The organism is Devosia sp. Root413D1 (genome assembly GCF_001425235.1).
In the GTDB taxonomy this organism is placed as follows: domain Bacteria; phylum Pseudomonadota; class Alphaproteobacteria; order Rhizobiales; family Devosiaceae; genus Devosia_A.
In genome coordinates this window covers 343,262-358,978 of sequence record NZ_LMEA01000007.1, presented here as the reverse complement: position 1 = coordinate 358,978, position 15,717 = coordinate 343,262, and the positions used below count along the sequence as shown (strand labels likewise).

General features: G+C 65.7%; 19 protein-coding genes. 8 read left to right on the top strand and 11 right to left on the bottom strand.

What is annotated here, in order from left to right:
- Nucleotides 1–98: 98 nt before the first annotated feature.
- The 4 genes from ASC89_RS06550 to mgtE form a co-directional block, all read right to left on the bottom strand.
- A complete protein-coding gene (locus ASC89_RS06550; RefSeq protein WP_055878240.1) occupies nucleotides 99–446 on the bottom strand; it encodes a DUF4180 domain-containing protein in 348 nt (115 codons plus the stop codon).
- A complete protein-coding gene (locus tag ASC89_RS06545; RefSeq protein WP_244488409.1) occupies nucleotides 446–877 on the bottom strand; it encodes a DUF1489 family protein in 432 nt (143 codons plus the stop codon). Before ASC89_RS06545 ends, ASC89_RS06550 begins: the two co-directional genes overlap by 1 nt.
- A complete protein-coding gene (locus ASC89_RS06540; RefSeq protein ID WP_055878241.1) occupies nucleotides 874–1,551 on the bottom strand; it encodes a glutathione S-transferase family protein in 678 nt (225 codons plus the stop codon). The genes ASC89_RS06545 and ASC89_RS06540 overlap by 4 nt, the downstream gene beginning before the upstream one ends.
- A gap of 358 nt (nucleotides 1,552–1,909) precedes the next feature.
- Nucleotides 1,910–3,325: a magnesium transporter gene (mgtE, locus tag ASC89_RS06535; protein WP_055878243.1), complete on the bottom strand. Its 1,416-nt coding sequence runs from the start codon at nucleotides 3,323–3,325 to the stop codon at nucleotides 1,910–1,912.
- Nucleotides 3,326–3,445: 120 nt separating this feature from the next.
- On the opposite strand from mgtE, the gene ASC89_RS06530 reads away from it, so the two are divergent.
- Entirely contained in the window at nucleotides 3,446–3,808 is a 363-nt protein-coding gene (locus ASC89_RS06530) for an MmcQ/YjbR family DNA-binding protein (RefSeq protein WP_055879788.1), read from the top strand.
- 171 nt (nucleotides 3,809–3,979) lie between these two features.
- Here the strand turns inward: ASC89_RS06530 and ASC89_RS06525 are convergent, their stop codons facing one another.
- Genes ASC89_RS06525 through ASC89_RS06505 form a run of 5 tightly spaced genes read right to left on the bottom strand, consistent with a single transcriptional unit; the run spans nucleotide 3,980 to nucleotide 7,619 of the window.
- Entirely contained in the window at nucleotides 3,980–4,882 is a 903-nt protein-coding gene (locus ASC89_RS06525) for a bifunctional methylenetetrahydrofolate dehydrogenase/methenyltetrahydrofolate cyclohydrolase (RefSeq protein WP_055878245.1), read from the bottom strand.
- Between the two features lie 57 nt (nucleotides 4,883–4,939).
- Nucleotides 4,940–5,683 (bottom strand): LamB/YcsF family protein, encoded by a 744-nt coding sequence (locus tag ASC89_RS06520; protein WP_200940421.1) that lies wholly within the window; start codon nucleotides 5,681–5,683, stop codon nucleotides 4,940–4,942.
- Nucleotides 5,680–6,570, bottom strand: a complete 891-nt coding sequence (locus ASC89_RS06515; RefSeq protein WP_055996007.1) for a biotin-dependent carboxyltransferase family protein — start codon at nucleotides 6,568–6,570, stop codon at nucleotides 5,680–5,682. Before ASC89_RS06515 ends, ASC89_RS06520 begins: the two co-directional genes overlap by 4 nt.
- Nucleotides 6,567–7,214, bottom strand: coding sequence for an allophanate hydrolase subunit 1 (locus ASC89_RS06510; RefSeq protein WP_055996004.1), 648 nt, complete (start codon nucleotides 7,212–7,214; stop codon nucleotides 6,567–6,569). The genes ASC89_RS06515 and ASC89_RS06510 overlap by 4 nt, the downstream gene beginning before the upstream one ends.
- A gap of 9 nt (nucleotides 7,215–7,223) precedes the next feature.
- A complete protein-coding gene (locus tag ASC89_RS06505) occupies nucleotides 7,224–7,619 on the bottom strand; it encodes a hypothetical protein (protein ID WP_055996000.1) in 396 nt (131 codons plus the stop codon).
- A 147-nt stretch (nucleotides 7,620–7,766) separates the two neighbouring features.
- Here ASC89_RS06505 and ASC89_RS06500 point away from each other — a divergent pair, with 147 nt between their 5' ends.
- Nucleotides 7,767–8,315, top strand: coding sequence for a dihydrofolate reductase family protein (locus ASC89_RS06500; protein ID WP_055995997.1), 549 nt, complete (start codon nucleotides 7,767–7,769; stop codon nucleotides 8,313–8,315).
- Here ASC89_RS06500 and ASC89_RS06495 read toward each other — a convergent pair whose 3' ends face one another.
- Entirely contained in the window at nucleotides 8,316–8,531 is a 216-nt protein-coding gene (locus tag ASC89_RS06495; RefSeq protein WP_055995994.1) for a dodecin, read from the bottom strand.
- Between the two features lie 186 nt (nucleotides 8,532–8,717).
- On the opposite strand from ASC89_RS06495, the gene ASC89_RS06490 reads away from it, so the two are divergent.
- Together ASC89_RS06490 and ASC89_RS06485 are read left to right on the top strand one after the other, a co-directional pair.
- Nucleotides 8,718–9,185: a DMT family transporter gene (locus ASC89_RS06490; protein ID WP_055995988.1), complete on the top strand. Its 468-nt coding sequence runs from the start codon at nucleotides 8,718–8,720 to the stop codon at nucleotides 9,183–9,185.
- Nucleotides 9,182–9,613, top strand: a complete 432-nt coding sequence (locus tag ASC89_RS06485) for a DMT family transporter (RefSeq protein WP_055995985.1) — start codon at nucleotides 9,182–9,184, stop codon at nucleotides 9,611–9,613. Before ASC89_RS06490 ends, ASC89_RS06485 begins: the two co-directional genes overlap by 4 nt.
- Nucleotides 9,614–9,730: 117 nt before the next feature.
- On the opposite strand, the gene ASC89_RS06480 is transcribed toward ASC89_RS06485, so the two are convergent.
- Nucleotides 9,731–10,150, bottom strand: coding sequence for a hypothetical protein (locus ASC89_RS06480; protein ID WP_055995982.1), 420 nt, complete (start codon nucleotides 10,148–10,150; stop codon nucleotides 9,731–9,733).
- Between the two features lie 184 nt (nucleotides 10,151–10,334).
- Here ASC89_RS06480 and ASC89_RS06475 point away from each other — a divergent pair, with 184 nt between their 5' ends.
- The 4 genes from ASC89_RS06475 to ASC89_RS06460 all read left to right on the top strand — a co-directional run bounded on the left by ASC89_RS06475 (nucleotide 10,335) and on the right by ASC89_RS06460 (nucleotide 15,479).
- Nucleotides 10,335–11,042 (top strand): hypothetical protein, encoded by a 708-nt coding sequence (locus ASC89_RS06475; RefSeq protein WP_156384529.1) that lies wholly within the window; start codon nucleotides 10,335–10,337, stop codon nucleotides 11,040–11,042.
- Between the two features lie 18 nt (nucleotides 11,043–11,060).
- Entirely contained in the window at nucleotides 11,061–12,449 is a 1,389-nt protein-coding gene (locus ASC89_RS06470) for an O-antigen ligase (RefSeq protein ID WP_156384528.1), read from the top strand.
- Nucleotides 12,442–13,254, top strand: coding sequence for a metallophosphoesterase family protein (locus ASC89_RS06465; protein WP_055995976.1), 813 nt, complete (start codon nucleotides 12,442–12,444; stop codon nucleotides 13,252–13,254). The genes ASC89_RS06470 and ASC89_RS06465 overlap by 8 nt, the downstream gene beginning before the upstream one ends.
- Nucleotides 13,255–13,343: 89 nt before the next feature.
- Nucleotides 13,344–15,479: a Wzz/FepE/Etk N-terminal domain-containing protein gene (locus ASC89_RS06460; RefSeq protein ID WP_055995973.1), complete on the top strand. Its 2,136-nt coding sequence runs from the start codon at nucleotides 13,344–13,346 to the stop codon at nucleotides 15,477–15,479.
- The last annotated feature ends 238 nt before the right edge of the window (nucleotides 15,480–15,717 follow it).

The following is a 15,717-nucleotide window of genomic DNA, read 5'->3' as shown; positions in this document are numbered from 1 at the left end:
ATTCGGTATGTGTTCGCCCGAGCGGACTATTGATGAGACACCCACCCCGTTCAAGGGGGTGTTTCAGCAGCGGGCGATGACAGGCACGCAACGTCACCCTAAAGCCGCGCTTCCAGCGCTGCCCGGTCGGCGAGGAACATCACCTGTCCGCGCCGGTTGCTCTCATAGATGAAGTCGCGCAGCGACGGGCTTTCGGCGGTGAAGCGCGAGATGTCGCCGAGGATGGCAACGCGAAAACCGTACTGCTGGAACTTCTGCAGCACCGCGCCGGCGAGCCCGCTGCTCAGCCAGAAGAAATCGTCCACCAGGTGTTCCACCGGGATGGCGATCAGGTCGATGCCCAGCCCATAGGTCGAGCCGATCACATCGTTGCTGTCCACCTCGGCGGCAATCACCGGCCCTTCGTAGAAGCCGACATTGACGCCCTTGATCGCTGTGCTCTGCATCAGATCAGTCCCAGTTTCGCCAGCTCTTCAGCGAGTTCGAGCGAGCCTTCCTCCTCGAAGCCGCCCTTGCCGATATCGGCGGGTGCATCCTTGGGGTCAAGGTAACGCCAGCCCTGGAACGGCGACTTCGGCCGCGGGATGGTGCGAACCATGTCCGGCGCCATGATGATGTCGCAGCACTTGAGCCCCTGCTCATCGACCGCTTCAGCGAGTCGCAGGATCGGCTGGCGGCAGCGCACGACGCCCGAGATCACCCAGTAGATCGACCCCTGCCCCTCCATCTCGTCCTTGCGCTTGGGCATGGTGCGGGTGCGGTGGACGTGCACGTCCTCGCCGTAATCGGCGCCCCACCAGTGGGCCCGTTCGCTGCGATAGGACTCGAGCTCCTCCAGCGTCGCAACACCGACGCAGAGCTTGATCATGTGCATCATGCGGTGCCGGCCGCATCCCGCCTGGCGAGGATGATGTCGATTTCGTCGTGCTCGACCACCCACGGCTCTTTCACCGCCTCGGCGAACCATTCCTGGAAGGCCGGCAGGGCGTAGATCGCCTCGACATATTCCTGCGCCAGGTCGCTCACCGGCAGCTCGTAGGTGCGGATGCGCGTCGCCACCGGCGCAAACATGGCGTCGGCGGCGTTGAACGAGCCGAACAGGTAGGGGCCGCCGGAACGCGACAGCAGGTCACCCCAGATCCGCTCGATGCGCTTCAGGTCATCGGCCACGACGTCGAAATCGACCTTGCCCGGATGCGAGGCCCGGAGGTTCATCGGCGCCGCGTCGCGCAGGGCGTTGAAGCCGCCATGCATCTCGGCCGCGGCTGAGCGCGCGTAGGCCCGCTCGACGCGGTTGGACGGCCAGATACCCTTGGCCGGATACTTGTCGTTGAGGTACTCGATGATCGCCGTGGTCTCGGGCAGCACCACGTCGCCATCGACCAGCACCGGCACTTTGCCGCTGGGCGATTTCTTGCGCAGGTTCTGCTGCCAGCCCTCGCCGTTGAGCAGCACCAGTTCCTCATCGAACGAGATGCCGAAGTGGCGGAGCACCAGCCAGGCGCGCAGCGACCAGCTCGAGTAATTGCGGTTGGCAAAGATCAGTTTCATCGGTCGGCCTCAAAAGCGGAAGGGCGCCGAGTGGCCCGGCGCCCTTCCAAAATTCTGTACTATCGAAGGACCTTCAGGTCCAGTTGCACCCCGTCCTAGGCGCCGGCAACGATAGTGAACACGAGTGACATGGCCAGCAAACAGACGAGTGTCCAGGACACTGTCGGTAAGGCTGAACGCCACCATTCGGTCTTTGATTGGCCTCGCATCAAAGCTCCTTTTTGCCGTTCACGGGCTGCCGCAACCACACTTGGTGACGAAATTGCGACAGTAATGATTCGTTAACTCGGCAAGGGCGTGGTTGGGAAGTGGCGGGAAAGCCACAGTGGATAGGTCGAGTATCCCTGTGGAAAGCGCTTCAGAACAGCCCGAACCAGAGCCCGGCCAAACCCAAAAACGCGAAGAATCCAATCACATCGGTGACGGTGGTGACGAACACCGAGGAGGCGATTGCCGGGTCGACCTTCAGCCTGTTGAGGGTCAGCGGGATCAAAATTCCAGCGCTGCCGGCGGCGATCATGTTGATGATCATGGCTAAGCCGATGACCATCCCGAGACTCAGATTGGCGTAGCGGAGCCAGGTGATGGCGCCGATCAGCACCGCGAAGATGCAGCCATTGAGGAAGCCGCCGGTCACCTCACGGACGATGAGGCGGCGCACCCTGCCCCGGTCGAGGTCACGGGTGGCGAGCGCCCGCACCGTCACGGTCATGGTCTGCGTCCCGGCATTGCCGCCCATCGAGGCGACGATGGGCATCAGCGCCGCCAGCGCCACCATCTGCTCGATGGTGGCGTTGAACAGGCTGATCACGAACGAGGCCAGCATGGCGGTGAAGAGGTTCACCACCAGCCAGGGCGCGCGGCTCCGCACCGTCGACAGCACGTTGTCCGACAGCTCTTCGTCGCCGACGCCGCCGAGCAGCTTGATGTCTTCGGTTGCCTCTTCATGGATGACGTCGACGATGTCGTCGACGGTCAGCACGCCAACCAGCCGCTTGTTCTCATCGACCACGCCGACTTCCACGAGGTCATAGCGCTCGAAGTCGCGCGCCGCCTCTTCCTGGTCCTCGGTCGCTTCCACGGTGAGAACATCGTGGTTCATCAGGTTCTCGATGCGCACCTGCCGCTTCGAACGCAGGAACTTGTCGAGTGGGATGGTGCCCAGCACCCGGTAACCGGGGTCGACGACGTAGAGCTGGTAGAACTCGTCCGGCAGCTCCTTTTCCACCCTGAGGTAGTCGATGGTCTGGCCGACGGTCCAGAATGGCGGGATGGCGATAAAATCGGTCTGCATCCGCCGGCCGGCGGAATCCTCGGGGAAATCGAGGCTGCGCTTGAGGCTCAGCCGTTCGAAGGCCGGCAGTTGCGCGAGGATTTCCTCGCGGTCGCCGGCGTCCATATCCTCGAGGATGTAGACGGCGTCGTCGTTGTCGAGCGTCGCGACGCCGCGCGCCACGTCCTCGGCCGGCAGCTCTTCGATCAGGTCGGTACGGACGTTGTCGTCGACCTCGGTGAGCGCCAGATAGTCGAACTTGTCGCCCAGCATCTGGACCAGCGCGACGCGCTCATCCTGCTCCAGCGCCTCCAGCACGTCGCCCGCGTCCGACGCGTGCAGCGGCTCCATCATCTCGGCGACGTCGTGCTCTTCGCCCGCCGAGAGGTGGGCGCGCAGCCGCTCGATCCAATCCTGATTCAGGTGATCGTCCGGACCGCGAAGCGCGTTCGGATCGGGCCGGGCTTCCCCGATTTCCGCGATGTCGGATTCATTGGTCATGGAGACCCCGGGAGACAGGCGCTTCGGGTTCAAGGCTGGTGTAGCCAATCGGTTGCAGATGCGCCAGACTTGCAAGGCTAGTCGAGCGCAGTTTTTTGCTTCGCCCAGAGGGAGATGGCCGTGGCCGGAACGAGGGAGAGCGAGATGGATCGGATGCTGCGCCTGTGCTCTGCGCTCGGCCTGCCCGATGTGGCGGAGTCCACCAGCTACGGCGCTCCTTCAATCAAGGTCAAAGGCAAGAACTTCGCCTCGGTGCGCGGCCCGCAGGAAATGGTGCTGCACTGCCCGCTCGAGCAGAAGGAACTACTGATGGAAATGGCGCCCGACGTCTACTGGCAGACCGATCACTTCAAGGGCTGGCCGGGCCTGTTGGTGCGGCTCGACGTGATCGGCGACGAGGAACTGTCGCTGCGACTCGAGGACGCCTGGAGGTTCCGGGCACCCAAGCGGCTGGCCGATGCCTACGCGGCGGCGAAGCGTTAGGCCGACATAGCCTCGCGTCTATCAGTCGTCGCCTCCCTCCCCCCGGGGCGCTACCGCGTCCCTAGGAGGGGAGGGATTGAGGGAGGGGGTGGTGAAGTCAGCACCGTGGCCACCTCACCACCCCCACCCCCCTGCCTCAAGGGGGAGGGGAGCAGCCCGGCTCCCGCGGTCCTAGGGCGTCAAATCCTTCGGCGGCGTGATGCCGTTGATCAGCGAGGCGGTCGTCACCGTGTTGGCGAGCAGGCAGACGATGGTCATCGGCCCTACCCCGCCCGGCACCGGCGTAATGGCGCCCGCAACCTCGGCCGCCGCCGGGTAATCGACGTCCCCGAGCAGACGCGTCCTGCCTTCGCCACGCTCAGGCGCCGGGATCCGATTGATGCCCACATCGATCACCGTCGCGCCCGGCTTGATCCAGTCTCCCTTGATCATCTGCGGGCGGCCGACCGCGGCAACCACGATGTCTGCCTGCCGAACCACATCGGCGAGGTCCTTGGTTTTGGAATGCGCCACCGTCACCGTGCAGTTCTCACGCAACAGCAGCTGGGCCATCGGCTTGCCCACGAGATTTGAGCGGCCGACGATCACCGCGTTCAGCCCCTCGAGCGAACCGAGCGTATCGCGCAGCAGCATCAGGCAGCCGAGTGGCGTACAGCTCACCGGCCCCGGCAGTCCGATCTGTAGCTTGCCGACGCTGGCCGGCGTGAAGCAGTCGACGTCCTTGTCGGGCGAGATGGTGGCAATCACCTTGTTGGGATCGATCTGCCTGGGCAGCGGCAGCTGCACCAGGATGCCGTGAATGGCCGGATCGGCATTGAGGTTCTGCACCAGTGCCAGCACTTCGGCTTCCGAGGCATCCTCAGGCAGTTCGTACTTTTCCGAGTGCATGCCGACCTCGACGGTCTGCTTGGCCTTCTGGCTCACATAAATTTCGCTACCCGGATCATGTCCGACGATCACAACGGCAAGGCCGGGTGTCACGCCGTGCTCGCGCTTCAGGCGCTCGACATGGCCGGCAATCCGGGTGCGCAGCCCCTCGGCGTAGGATTTTCCGTCGATGATCTTGGCGGTCATGGCAGCTCCTGGGGGGTGGAGCCGCCGATATGGAACAACTCGCCCCGCCGCGCAACCTCAGTAAGGGGCGCGGATGGCGATCCCCTCGGCCTCGAGCGCCGCACGCACGGCACGGGCAATCGCCACCGCCTCGTTGGTGTCGCCGTGGATGCAGAGCGAGGTGGCTTGCGTACTGATCACCGAGCCATCGATCGCCACCAGTTCCCCCGCCCGCGCCAGCCGGACGGCGCGGTCGGCAATCGCCCCCGCATCGTGCAGCACCGCGCCGGGCTCCGACCGCGGCACGAGCAGCCCGTTGGGCTGGTAGGCGCGATCGGCATAGGCCTCGCGCACCACCGGATAGCCCAGTGCCTCTGCCACCTCGACCTGGGCGCTGTCGTCGATCGCCAGCACCGACAGGCTCGGCACCAGGCCGGTCACCGAGGCAAAGCACAAAGCCGCCACCGCCGGCTCCTCGGCCGCCATATTGGCCAGGGCGCCGTGCAGCTTCAGGTAACGCACCGGCACGCCCTCCTCCTCGGCGTACTCGACCAAGGCGCGCACCTGCCCCCGCACCTGCTCGTCGAGCTCTTCGGGCGGCAGGAACAAGCGGCGACGACCAAAGTGCTCGCGATCGGCAAAGCCCGGATGCGCGCCGACCGCCACACCCCGCGCCTTGGCCGCCCGCAGCGCCAGCCGCATTGTCGTTTCGTCCCCGGCATGCCCGCCGCAGGCGATCGAGGCCGACGAGATGATGTCGAACAAAGCTGCGTCCCCCGGCATACCCTCGCCGAGGTCGGCATTGAGATCGAGTTCGTTCACCGCTTCAGTCCTTCTGCATGCTGCACGGTCACCGGCACGAACCGCACCTGGTTGCCCGGCCGCAGCTGGGCAAACCGGTCGAGATCGGCCGTCACCACCGTCGCGATCCGCGGATAGCCGCCGGTCGGCTGGTGATCGCGCATCAGCACGATCGGGGTGCCATCACCGAGGATCTGGATATCGCCCGGCACCACCGCATCCGACACCAGTGACAGGATTTTGGCGTCGGCGAACACCTGGCTGGGATCGCCAAGCCGCACGCCCATGCGATCGAGCTGTGACGACACCGCGAACCCATCAGTAACGAAACGCTGACGGATGGCGTTGTCGAAGCGGTCGGCATGGATGCCCCAGACGATGCGGATCGGGCCGTCGGCGACTTCGGCTGGAGTTGGATGCTGGCCCCGTCCGCGGGGCAGCGTGGCGCCGAGCGGCAGGAGGTCGCCAGCCCGCAGAGCCCGCCCACCAAAGCCACCGATCCCGGCGATCGAACTGGTCGCCCGGCTACCCATCACCAGGGGCACCTCGATTTCGCGGTCGAGCCGCAGATAGCCGTAGTTCCCGGCCGGACCGGGCCGGATATCCACGACTGACCCAGCGCCCAGCAGCGCCCTCGCCGGCCATGACTTCGCTTCGCCATCGATGCTGAGTTCGAACGCCCCGCCATCGACCGCAATGGAAACCGAACCCTCGGCGACGAAGCTCAGCCCCGCCGTGGTGAACTCGATCGCGGTGGTCCCCGCCGCGCCAAGCCAGCCGCCCGCCCGCGCGAACGCCGCGCCATCCATCGGACCGGAAGCGCTGATGCCGTGCCGCAACAGCCCTGGCCGCCCGGCATCCTGCAGCGTCGCCAGGGGCCCGGCGCGCGTAATGCGGATGGCGCTCATGATGCCACGAACTTTACGCTGTCGCCGGCGCGCACCGTGGTCGGGGGCTCGGCGGCCGGGTCGAAGTTGCGAAACTCCGTGTGGCCGATCACGTGCCAGCCGGTCGGAATGGCGGTCGAGGTGATCGCCGTCTGCCCGGCGGCGAACAACACCGTACCGGCCTGTGCCTGCCGCCGCACCACGCCCCGTCGCGGCACCACCAGCGCCTCGGGATGCATGCCGCAATAGATGAAGCCGGGCGCAAAGCCAGTCGCCAGTACGCGCAGTGGCGCGGCGTTGTGAGCGGCGATGAAGTCCGCCACCGAGAGCCGCACCAACCCCGCTACCTCGGAGAGATCCTCGCCGTCGAAATGCACGGCAACGCGGTGCTCGGCGTCCGCGGCAGCCGGCTGCCCGGGTGCCGAGACCAGCAGGCGCACCTCACCGGCCAGCGCGACGAAGCTGATCGCCGATGGTTCATAGCGGAGCAGCACCGAAACGAGGTTCGGCACGACCTCCGCCACGCCGCGCACGCCCGCTGCCTCAGCCCGGGCAGCAAAGCCGATGGCAGCCCGATTGGCGTCGTCGGAAAGCGTCTCGGCGAAGCGGATCAGCAGCCCACGGTCGCCCAGGGGCAGCAGGGTTGGCGTCAGGGTATCAGTCATCGGGCAGCGTCAGGCGCCGCCGCCGGGACAGCAGGCCATCAGCAGCTCCCACCGCCGTGGCTTTGGTGGGATCGCGCGCGGCGCATACGACAACATGGCTACCTGGTACGGACTGAGAGGCGGCAAGTCGACAAGACCGCGTGGTTCGGAACAGGGGAGACAGGGCGGCGCCGGCGGGGCGACATCCCCGCTCCCCCCGGCTCCCAGCGAGATGAAATCCAGCGGCACCCGGCTGGGGCCGCAGTTCTCGGCATGCGCCACGGAATCGAGCAGCAGCGAGAAACAGCCGAGGAAGTGCCCGAGCCCGTCCTCTGCTGCCGACGGCACGGAGACGGCCCGGGCCGGGCCTGCAGATATCAGCAACGCCACGGCGCAAGCTGCGCCCAGACGCCAGTACTGGTTCATCGGCGCTCTCCCGCCCACTGGGCACCTGCCGCGCCCCGCCAATAGCTAGCAAGGCGCGCCGCGCATGGCTATCGGTATGAGAAACAGAGTCTCCAGCTTTCGCGGGCGTCTCACAGCAATCGCGCAAGACGAAAGGTCCAGCTCCCCATGTCCATTCCCGACGCCGGTGTTATCGTCGAAGGCCATGCCATCGTCTCGGTCGATGGCATGATCGCCGCTGCCGACGGCAGCATGCCGCCGGCCCTCCGCAACGAAGCAGACTGGCGCATCTTCCAGGCGGCGCTCGACGCGGCGACGCTGGTCGTCCTCGGTCGGCTCGGCCACGAGCGGCATCCGAACCCTGGCCGCAAGCGCCTGGTGCTGACGCGCTCGGTCGCAACGCTCGAACGCGACCCGGCCGATCTCCTGACGCACTTCTGGAACCCGGACGGCATGGAGATAGGCGATGTCCTCAGGCAACTCGGCATCGGCTCGGGCACCATCGCCATCACCGGCGGCACCGGCACGTTCGACCTGTTCCTGCCGCTGTTCGATCGCGTCGTGCTCACGGAAGTTCGCGAGCTGACGCTGCCCGACGGCATCCCCTGCTTCAGCAAGGGCCACCCAAGGCTGGTGCTGCCGGGCGCCGGTCTCGAGGCCCGCGATATGGAACTGATCGATCGCGGCGTGGTCCAGACCCAGTGGGTCCGGCCCTGATCAGCTCGGATCCTCGATCCGGAAACCGACCTTCATCACCACCTGATACTGCGCGACCTTGCCCTCGAAAATCGAGCCGCGTACCTCCTCGACCTCGAACCATTCGAGGTTGCGCGTGGTGCGATGCGCCCGGGCAATGGCGCTTTCGATCGCATCGGTAATCGAGGTCGTCGACGAGCCGACCAGATCGATCTTCTTGTAGGTGTGGTTTGGCATGTCAGTCCCCTTCACGTGTCGAACGGGCGGATGAGCCTGGGCCGCCGGGCACGCCCGCGGACCAGCCACGGCGCGCCTTTCCGGCAAAACTGTCAAGAGAATGCAGTGCCAATCGTCTGAGAGCATCTTGACGATACCTCGCGGCAACCGTCACCTGCGGCGCCCACCTCCCCAACGTAGTCCCAGATGTCACCTCGCCGGATCGATCTCGCCGCCAACCTTGCCGCGCTGGCGGCAGGGGCCCTGCTCTCGCTCATGGTCCACCTCAACGGCGAACTGGCCCGCCAGGGCGGTGCGTTGTTCTCGTCATGGATGGCGCATGGCACCGGAACGGTGGCGGCGCTCCTGGTGATCCCGCTGTGGTGGAAGGCGATCCAGCCTAGCGATGCGCCGCGCCAGGCCATTCCGCTCTGGGCCTATTTCGGCGGTTTTGCCGGAGCGGTAACGGTGATCATGACCTCGACGGCGGTGAACTCGTCGCTGGCGCTGAGCGGCACGCTGGCGCTGGGCCTAGCCGGCCAGATCGTCTTCAGCCTCGCCGCCGACCGCTGGGGCCTGTTCGGTATCGCCAAGCGGCGCCTGCGGTTGGGGGACGCCGTTGCCCTGGCGCTGATTATCGCCGGCAGCGCCCTCGTGATCTGGGGCAGCCTATGATCGAAGCAGTGGTTCTTGCCTTTGTCGCCGGCGGACTGGTCGGCGTCAGCCGCCAGCTGAACGGCCGGCTGGCGGTGTCGACCTCGGCGCTGTTCGCCTCGTTCTGCAACCACCTGGTCGGCTTTGGCCTGCTGACCGCCATTGGCCTCGCGATCGGCGGCCTGCTCAGCGACGGCGCGTTCTCGGGGCCGTGGCACATCTATTTTGGCGGGCCGGTCGGTGTGGTGTTCGTGGCGCTGAGCAGCTGGATCATCGGCCAGATCGGCGCCACCCGCTCGACCATGCTGATCATCGCCGGCCAGGTGCTCGGCGGTGTGGCGCTGGATTGGGTGCTGACCGGCAAGCCGGTCTCGATCGCGGCGCTGTGCGGCATCATCCTGATCGTCGCCGGCGTGATCGTCGCGCAGCGCCAGCGTTCCGCCGGCTGATGTGTCGCAACGTCTGGCCTGCAACCAGAATCCCGAACGACTGAGGTCGGCGACCGGAAGGCCGCCAACCCATTTACGTGCGATGCTCGCGATAACCCGCTTGTCGGCGGGGGATCGTCAAGCCGGGCTGGCCGAGACGTCGCCCGCGCCGAGGTCGATGCCAGCTTCGACATTCGCCGCGGCGACCTGTACCCGAGAGGCCAGGGCGGGATCGGTGATCTCGTTGGCAATGATGTTGATGGCGTCCGCGACGCGGGCCCGGACGTCGGCCGGCAGGCTGGAGGCAACCGAGCCCAGCTCAACCACAAGTTGCGCCAGAAGTGCGTCCTTCTGATCGGCCGGCAGCCCTGCCGCCCTGATGTCGGCGATGTAAGCCTCGACCGCAGCGATGCACGCCTGCTCGCTGCCGCCGATATGGCAGCTGGCCTTGATGTCGGCGATCGATACGCTGGTCACGACGCTCTGGGCCCCCACGGGGGCTATCGCGCCGAAGGTCACCATGCTAGCGACGGCAAGCGTTCCAAGTATGTTGCGCATGACAAATATCTCCGCAGGATGGCACAAGGTACTGCATGGTACCCGTCGAGGTCAATCTTGCTGACACTGAGCGACTCTCGTGGCGAGAAGCCGGAGCAGGCAGAATTAGCAAGGTTAACCACGTCTCGTTGCTTGAATCACCTGAGGTTTCGCCTTGTAACGCCGATGTCTCGAGGGCGTGGCGATGACCGGTCGGCGAGCTCGTCACTCCCCTGGGCTAGTGCTGCTTTCGCTCACCTCACTGCTACTTGCCGCCGGGTCGGCCTACGCGCTGTTCGCCGAATCGAGCCCCTATCTGTTCGCCGGCAACGGGCTTGCGCAGCGGATCGAGGTGCTCGCCGACGGTCAGTTCCATCCCGGGCTATCGCGTCCGGCGCATGATCTCGTGCTCGACGACTGCGTGGCAGTCGCGAGCTCGCTCTATGGCCTCGCCATGCCCACCGAGCGACGCAACGCGGCGCTCAGAACCTGCAGCAGCGCTGCCACCGGCTTTGCCGAGTCATCGCCAACCTACGCCTATGCCTATTATGTCGAGGCACTGCTGGCCGCCGAACATACCGACTCCGGCGCCCTCAACGCCGCCCTCAGCACCTCGCGAGCGCTGGCGCCGACCGAGCAATGGCTGGCCGAGCTCCGCGTCAAGTTGGCCGAGGATCACCTGGCGCAGCTGCAGCCCGCCGCCATTGCCGGCCACGAGGCCGATCTGGCGCTGCTGGTCGTCAGCCAGCGCGGCATCCGGGTGATTGCCCGCCGCTACGCCGCGCTGGCAGGATTCCGTGAGCGCATCACGGCGATCGTCGAAACGCTGCCGCCCGAGCAGCAGAGGCGCTTCGTCGCGGCCCTGCGCAACGAGATCGCCGCCCGCAGAGCGAGCACCCCTGCCACCCCCTGAGAGAACTGGAGCCCAGACGTGACTGCCCTGCCCGACCAAGCCATGGAGCGCACGCGCCGGCACGCCGTGCCGACCAACCGCGGCAATGCCAACGGCCGGCTGGGCGGGATGCTGCTGCTGCTGGTTGGCCTGTCGCCGCTGCCGCTCGGGAGCAACCGGCCGGCATTCTGGGCCGCCTGGGGTGTCGCGCTCGGCGTGATCGGGCTGGTGTATTTCCTCTCGCAGCGCGCCCGGCACAGCGCGCTGCGCATCGGCCCCCGGCACCTGCCGGAACTGACGATCCTGTTCATCGTGCTGCTGCTGTTCGTCGCGGTGCAGGTATTGCCGTTGGGCGGCCTCGGCTACAGCCCGATCCAGACTTTTCCCCGCGGGCTTCAGCTCAGCGCATCCAGCATCAGCCTCGATCCAGCAACCACCAGCCTGACGCTGCTGCAGTTCGCCTCCTACGGGCTGCTGGCCCTGTTGTTCCTGCAAGTGGGCTACCGCAACTCCCGCGCCGACCGGGTGCTCAACGCCATCTTCGCGATCATCGTCGCCTATGGCCTGCTCGGCATCGTGCTGCAGGGGCAGTTGGGCGCCCTGCTCGGCATCCCGGGCTCGGGGGGCATCGCCACCGGCCCCTTCGTCAATCGCAACAGCTACGCCACCTATCTCGCCTTCGGCCTCGCCATCGGCGTGGCGCTGGCCATCGGCCAGCTCGAGCGGGGCGAGAGCCGGCTTAAGCGCCATCGCCGCGTCGCGGCCCTGGCGCTGATCGGCGTGGGGCTGTTCGTCATCGGTGCGGCGCTCGTCGCCACCCAATCGCGCATGGGCTTTGTCGCCGGACTGGTCGGCGCCCTTTCGGTGACGCTGCTGGCGCTGGCCGGCCGCCGCCTCGGCACCGGCATCTGGTTGGGCATCCTCGCCGCGCTGCTGCTCGGGACTGTCGGCATACTGGCTCTAAATGGCGGTGGCCTGCTCGAACGCCTCGGCTCGCTCGAAACCGCCGGCGACGTCCGGGCCGATCTGTATCGGCAGGTCTGGCAGATGATCCTGTCGAGCCCGCTCGTGGGCTATGGCGGCGGCACTTTCGAGGGCGCCTTCCCGCTGTTCCACCAGCTTCCGGTCAGCCCCGACATGGTGTGGAACAAGGCGCATTCCACCTACTTCGCGCTCTGGGCAGAGTTCGGATTCATCTTCGGCAGCCTGCCGCTGATCATCGTGCTGGCGGTGGCCATCCGGCTTCTCGCCGCACGCCCCAGCGGCCCACGCCTCGCGGCGATCGGGGTGATTGTGGTGGCAGCTGTTCACTCGAGCGTCGATTTCAGCCTCGAGATCGAGGCGGTGGGGTTCGTCTTCGTGGCCATCGTCTTTCTCGCCATCGGCGCCGGCATCGGCGCGGCGGAACAGCGGAGGCACCATGCGTAAGTACCTGCAGCACCTGCTCGCCCGGCTGCCGCTGTCGCGCCCCCGGCAGGCGACAGCGGAGTTCGAGGCTCGCAGCGCGGCGGAGGAGCCAGGCACCATCTACGCCATCGGCGACATCCATGGCTGCCTCGATCTGTTGCGCCAGCTGGAGGCGCTGCTGTTCGAGGACGCGGCCCGGCGACCGGGTCCCAAATGGCTGGTCATGCTGGGCGACTATGTCGACCGCGGCCCGCAATCGGCCGGCGTGCTCGATCACCTCCTGGCGCCATTGCCAGCCGGCTTCCAGCGGATATCGATTGCCGGCAACCACGAGGTTGCCATGCTGAAGTTCCTCGAGCAGCCATCACGCAACTCGTCCTGGCTGGGCTTCGGCGGCATCGAGACGCTGCAATCGTACGGAATCTCCGAAACGGCAGTGGCCGGCGCCTCGCGCTCGGCCCTGCGCGACCTGGTCCACAGCCACATTCCTGCCGAGCATGGCGATTTTCTGCGGCAGCTGCCGCTGCTTTTTTCGACGCCCAACTATCTTTTCGTGCACGCGGGCCTGCGTCTGGGCACCCCGATCGAGCAACAGCATCCCGATGACTTGCTGTGGATTCGTAACGAGCCTGCAACGAGTTACGCTGAGTTCCAAAAGCTGGTGCTGCACGGCCATACGCCGGCCCCCGACGTAGTCTTCGGCGATCACCGCATTTCGGTCGATACTGGGGCTTATCTTACCGGGCGACTGTCAGCAGTTCGCCTGAGCCGAGAGAATCAGCCACAGTCCTTTTCGGTGCAGGCGCGCATTCCAGGTGCACGTTAAGCGCATACCGGCGGCCTCAATAGTTCACTATCCGCCATAGTCCACCGGCCGGACCCACAGGGGTGGCAGCAATTGGTGCTTGAATATTTATGAACGACCAAGGTTTCGATCTCCGCAGCATCCTGGGGTTGCTGCGCCGGCAGGCTCGGTTGATTGCGATTACCGTCCTCGCCGTGCTGGTAGTTGCTACGGCTGCCGTGTTCACCATGAAGCCGATCTATACTGCGAGCACGCTGGTACTGGTCGACCCCTCGCGGAAGGACCTGCTCGATCCCAATGCCCAGATGGGCGGCGGCTCGGGTGAAAGCGCCCGGGTCGACAGCGAGGTGGAGCTGGCGAAGTCCGAAGCGACGCTGCTGCAGACCATCGAAGACGAAAACCTCATCGACGACCCCGAATTTGGCGTACGGCTGGGGTTCCGCGATACGGTGCTGAGCTTCTTCCGCATCGCCGAGGCGACATTGCCCACCGGCGACGAGGCGCTGCAGAGCGTCATGGCGAAGCTGCGCGAAAGCGTCACCGTGCAGCGCCGCGGCCTCACCTTCATGCTGGCCATCCAGGCCCGTTCCCCCAATCCGGCAACGGCGGCGCGTATCGCCAACGCTGTCGCCGCCGCCTACATCAAGGTGCAGCTCGCCGCCAAGATCGGCTCCACCCTCGCCTCGCGCGACATCATCCAGGGCCGTATCGCCGGCGCCAGCGCCGCCGTCTCGCAATCGGAAGGCGCCTTCGACAAATTCATCGAGGATAATATCGACACCATCACGGCGGAGACCGGTCGCACCGATCTGGCTGCGTTGCGCGCGCAACTGAAGGAAGTCGGCGGCAACCGGGCCCGCGACGCGGCGGTGGCGGAACTGGTGCAGCGCAGCCTCGAACAGCGCGACTGGGCTGCGATATCGGCCAATCTCGGCTCGCAGGCGATCACGGCCCTCGCCGAGCAGCGCCGGCAGCTGGTCAACAGCCTCGCCGACACCGTCGACGACTCGCAGCAATCGATCGACCTGCGGGCCGAGGTCGCCAAGCTCGACGCCGAGCTCGAGAACTCGACGACGGCCGAGCTCACCACCATGCGCCAGCGCGTCGCCACCTATCAGTCGCAGGCCTCCGATATCCGCAACCAGCTGCGCACGAGCATCCTCTCCACCGACCTGCCGCCCGACGTGCTGACCAATATCTACGAGCTGCAGCAGAACGCCGAGATTGCCCGCACCCAGTACCAGACGCTGCTGTCGCGCCTGCGCGAGCTCGAGGCCCAGGCTTATCTGCAGGTAGCCGACAGTCGCGTGGTGTCGCAGACCCTGCCACCCTCCGAGCCCTCGTTTCCCAACCCGCGGCAGATCCTGACGCTGGCCGGCCTCGCCGCCCTCGGCCTCGGCATCGGCCTCGCCTTCCTGAGGGAGAACTTTGTCGGCGGCTTCACCAGCGAAGCGCAGTTGCACTCGTTCCTCCGCGGCCCGGTGATTTCGGCAGTGCCGCGCCAGAAGGAGGCGCGGGCCGGCGCCGGCGACGGCGGGATCGGCGAATACATGGTGTCGAGCCCGCTCTCGATTTTCGCGGAATCTGTGCGCCGCATCCGCGTCGGCATAGATCAGTCGCTGCAACGCAGCGAGGCGAACCGGCCGGCCGGTGGCATCGTCATAATGGTATCGTCGGCGTCGCCGAGCGAAGGCAAATCCACGCTGGCTCTCTCAATTACCCGAGCTTATGCGCTGGCCGGCCACAAGACCCTGCTGATCGACTGCGACCTCAGAAAACCCAGTATTCATCGTCAACTCGGCCTCGAGCCGTCCACCGGCCTGCTCGAATATCTCAATCACGCGGTGAAGGAAGATGCGCTGCCGTCAATCATGACTGTCGATGATGAAAGCGGCGCCCAAGTTGTGCTCGGCGCCCGGCGAAGTGACATTGCCACAGATTCGCTGCTTTCTAGTACCACGTTCGCTCGACTCATTAGTGCGGCGCGTTCCACGTTCGATATTGTTGTTCTTGATACACCGCCCCTCGGACCAGTGGTTGATGGGTTGTATCTTGTGAAGCACGCTGATTCTATTGTGTTTGTAGTTCGCTGGGCCAGCACTTCGCAGCACGATGTTCGTCATGCGGTGACGCTGCTCCAGGGCGCCAAGAAGCCGGAGACCGAAATTCTAGCCGTGCTCAACCAGCAGGAGATTTCCAAGTCCGCCTATTCGGGCAAGTACGCCGGATACTACACCGCCTCATGAATTCAGCGGCCACGCTCTCATGCGGTCGATTTCTTTCTTAATCGTCACCACCGGCAGCAAAGACAAGCTCATCCTGCATGACCAGCTCAGCCTCGAGCAGAAACGGCAACAACTTGCGCATGATGATCGTATTTTGAGACCTTCTTTGAACAAGAGCAGCGTTAATTTTCATTGAGAAGCACTGAACTGCCCAACTGAGGGGATACTGATGAATGACGCAGGATGCGGCAAAATCTGC

Coding starts and splice junctions, on each gene's coding strand:
- ASC89_RS06490 (WP_055995988.1), top strand. CDS start 8,718: ATGTCACCTCGCCGGATCGATCTCGCCGCCAACCTTGCCGCGCTGGCG.
- ASC89_RS06465 (WP_055995976.1), top strand. CDS start 12,442: ATGCGTAAGTACCTGCAGCACCTGCTCGCCCGGCTGCCGCTGTCGCGC.
- ASC89_RS06505 (WP_055996000.1), bottom strand. CDS start 7,619: ATGAACCAGTACTGGCGTCTGGGCGCAGCTTGCGCCGTGGCGTTGCTG.
- ASC89_RS06540 (WP_055878241.1), bottom strand. CDS start 1,551: ATGAAACTGATCTTTGCCAACCGCAATTACTCGAGCTGGTCGCTGCGC.
- ASC89_RS06475 (WP_156384529.1), top strand. CDS start 10,335: ATGACCGGTCGGCGAGCTCGTCACTCCCCTGGGCTAGTGCTGCTTTCG.
- ASC89_RS06500 (WP_055995997.1), top strand. CDS start 7,767: ATGTCCATTCCCGACGCCGGTGTTATCGTCGAAGGCCATGCCATCGTC.
- ASC89_RS06510 (WP_055996004.1), bottom strand. CDS start 7,214: ATGACTGATACCCTGACGCCAACCCTGCTGCCCCTGGGCGACCGTGGG.
- ASC89_RS06515 (WP_055996007.1), bottom strand. CDS start 6,570: ATGAGCGCCATCCGCATTACGCGCGCCGGGCCCCTGGCGACGCTGCAG.
- ASC89_RS06485 (WP_055995985.1), top strand. CDS start 9,182: ATGATCGAAGCAGTGGTTCTTGCCTTTGTCGCCGGCGGACTGGTCGGC.
- ASC89_RS06460 (WP_055995973.1), top strand. CDS start 13,344: ATGAACGACCAAGGTTTCGATCTCCGCAGCATCCTGGGGTTGCTGCGC.
- ASC89_RS06545 (WP_244488409.1), bottom strand. CDS start 877: ATGATGCACATGATCAAGCTCTGCGTCGGTGTTGCGACGCTGGAGGAG.
- ASC89_RS06495 (WP_055995994.1), bottom strand. CDS start 8,531: ATGCCAAACCACACCTACAAGAAGATCGATCTGGTCGGCTCGTCGACG.
- ASC89_RS06480 (WP_055995982.1), bottom strand. CDS start 10,150: ATGCGCAACATACTTGGAACGCTTGCCGTCGCTAGCATGGTGACCTTC.
- ASC89_RS06550 (WP_055878240.1), bottom strand. CDS start 446: ATGCAGAGCACAGCGATCAAGGGCGTCAATGTCGGCTTCTACGAAGGG.
- ASC89_RS06525 (WP_055878245.1), bottom strand. CDS start 4,882: ATGACCGCCAAGATCATCGACGGAAAATCCTACGCCGAGGGGCTGCGC.
- mgtE (WP_055878243.1), bottom strand. CDS start 3,325: ATGACCAATGAATCCGACATCGCGGAAATCGGGGAAGCCCGGCCCGAT.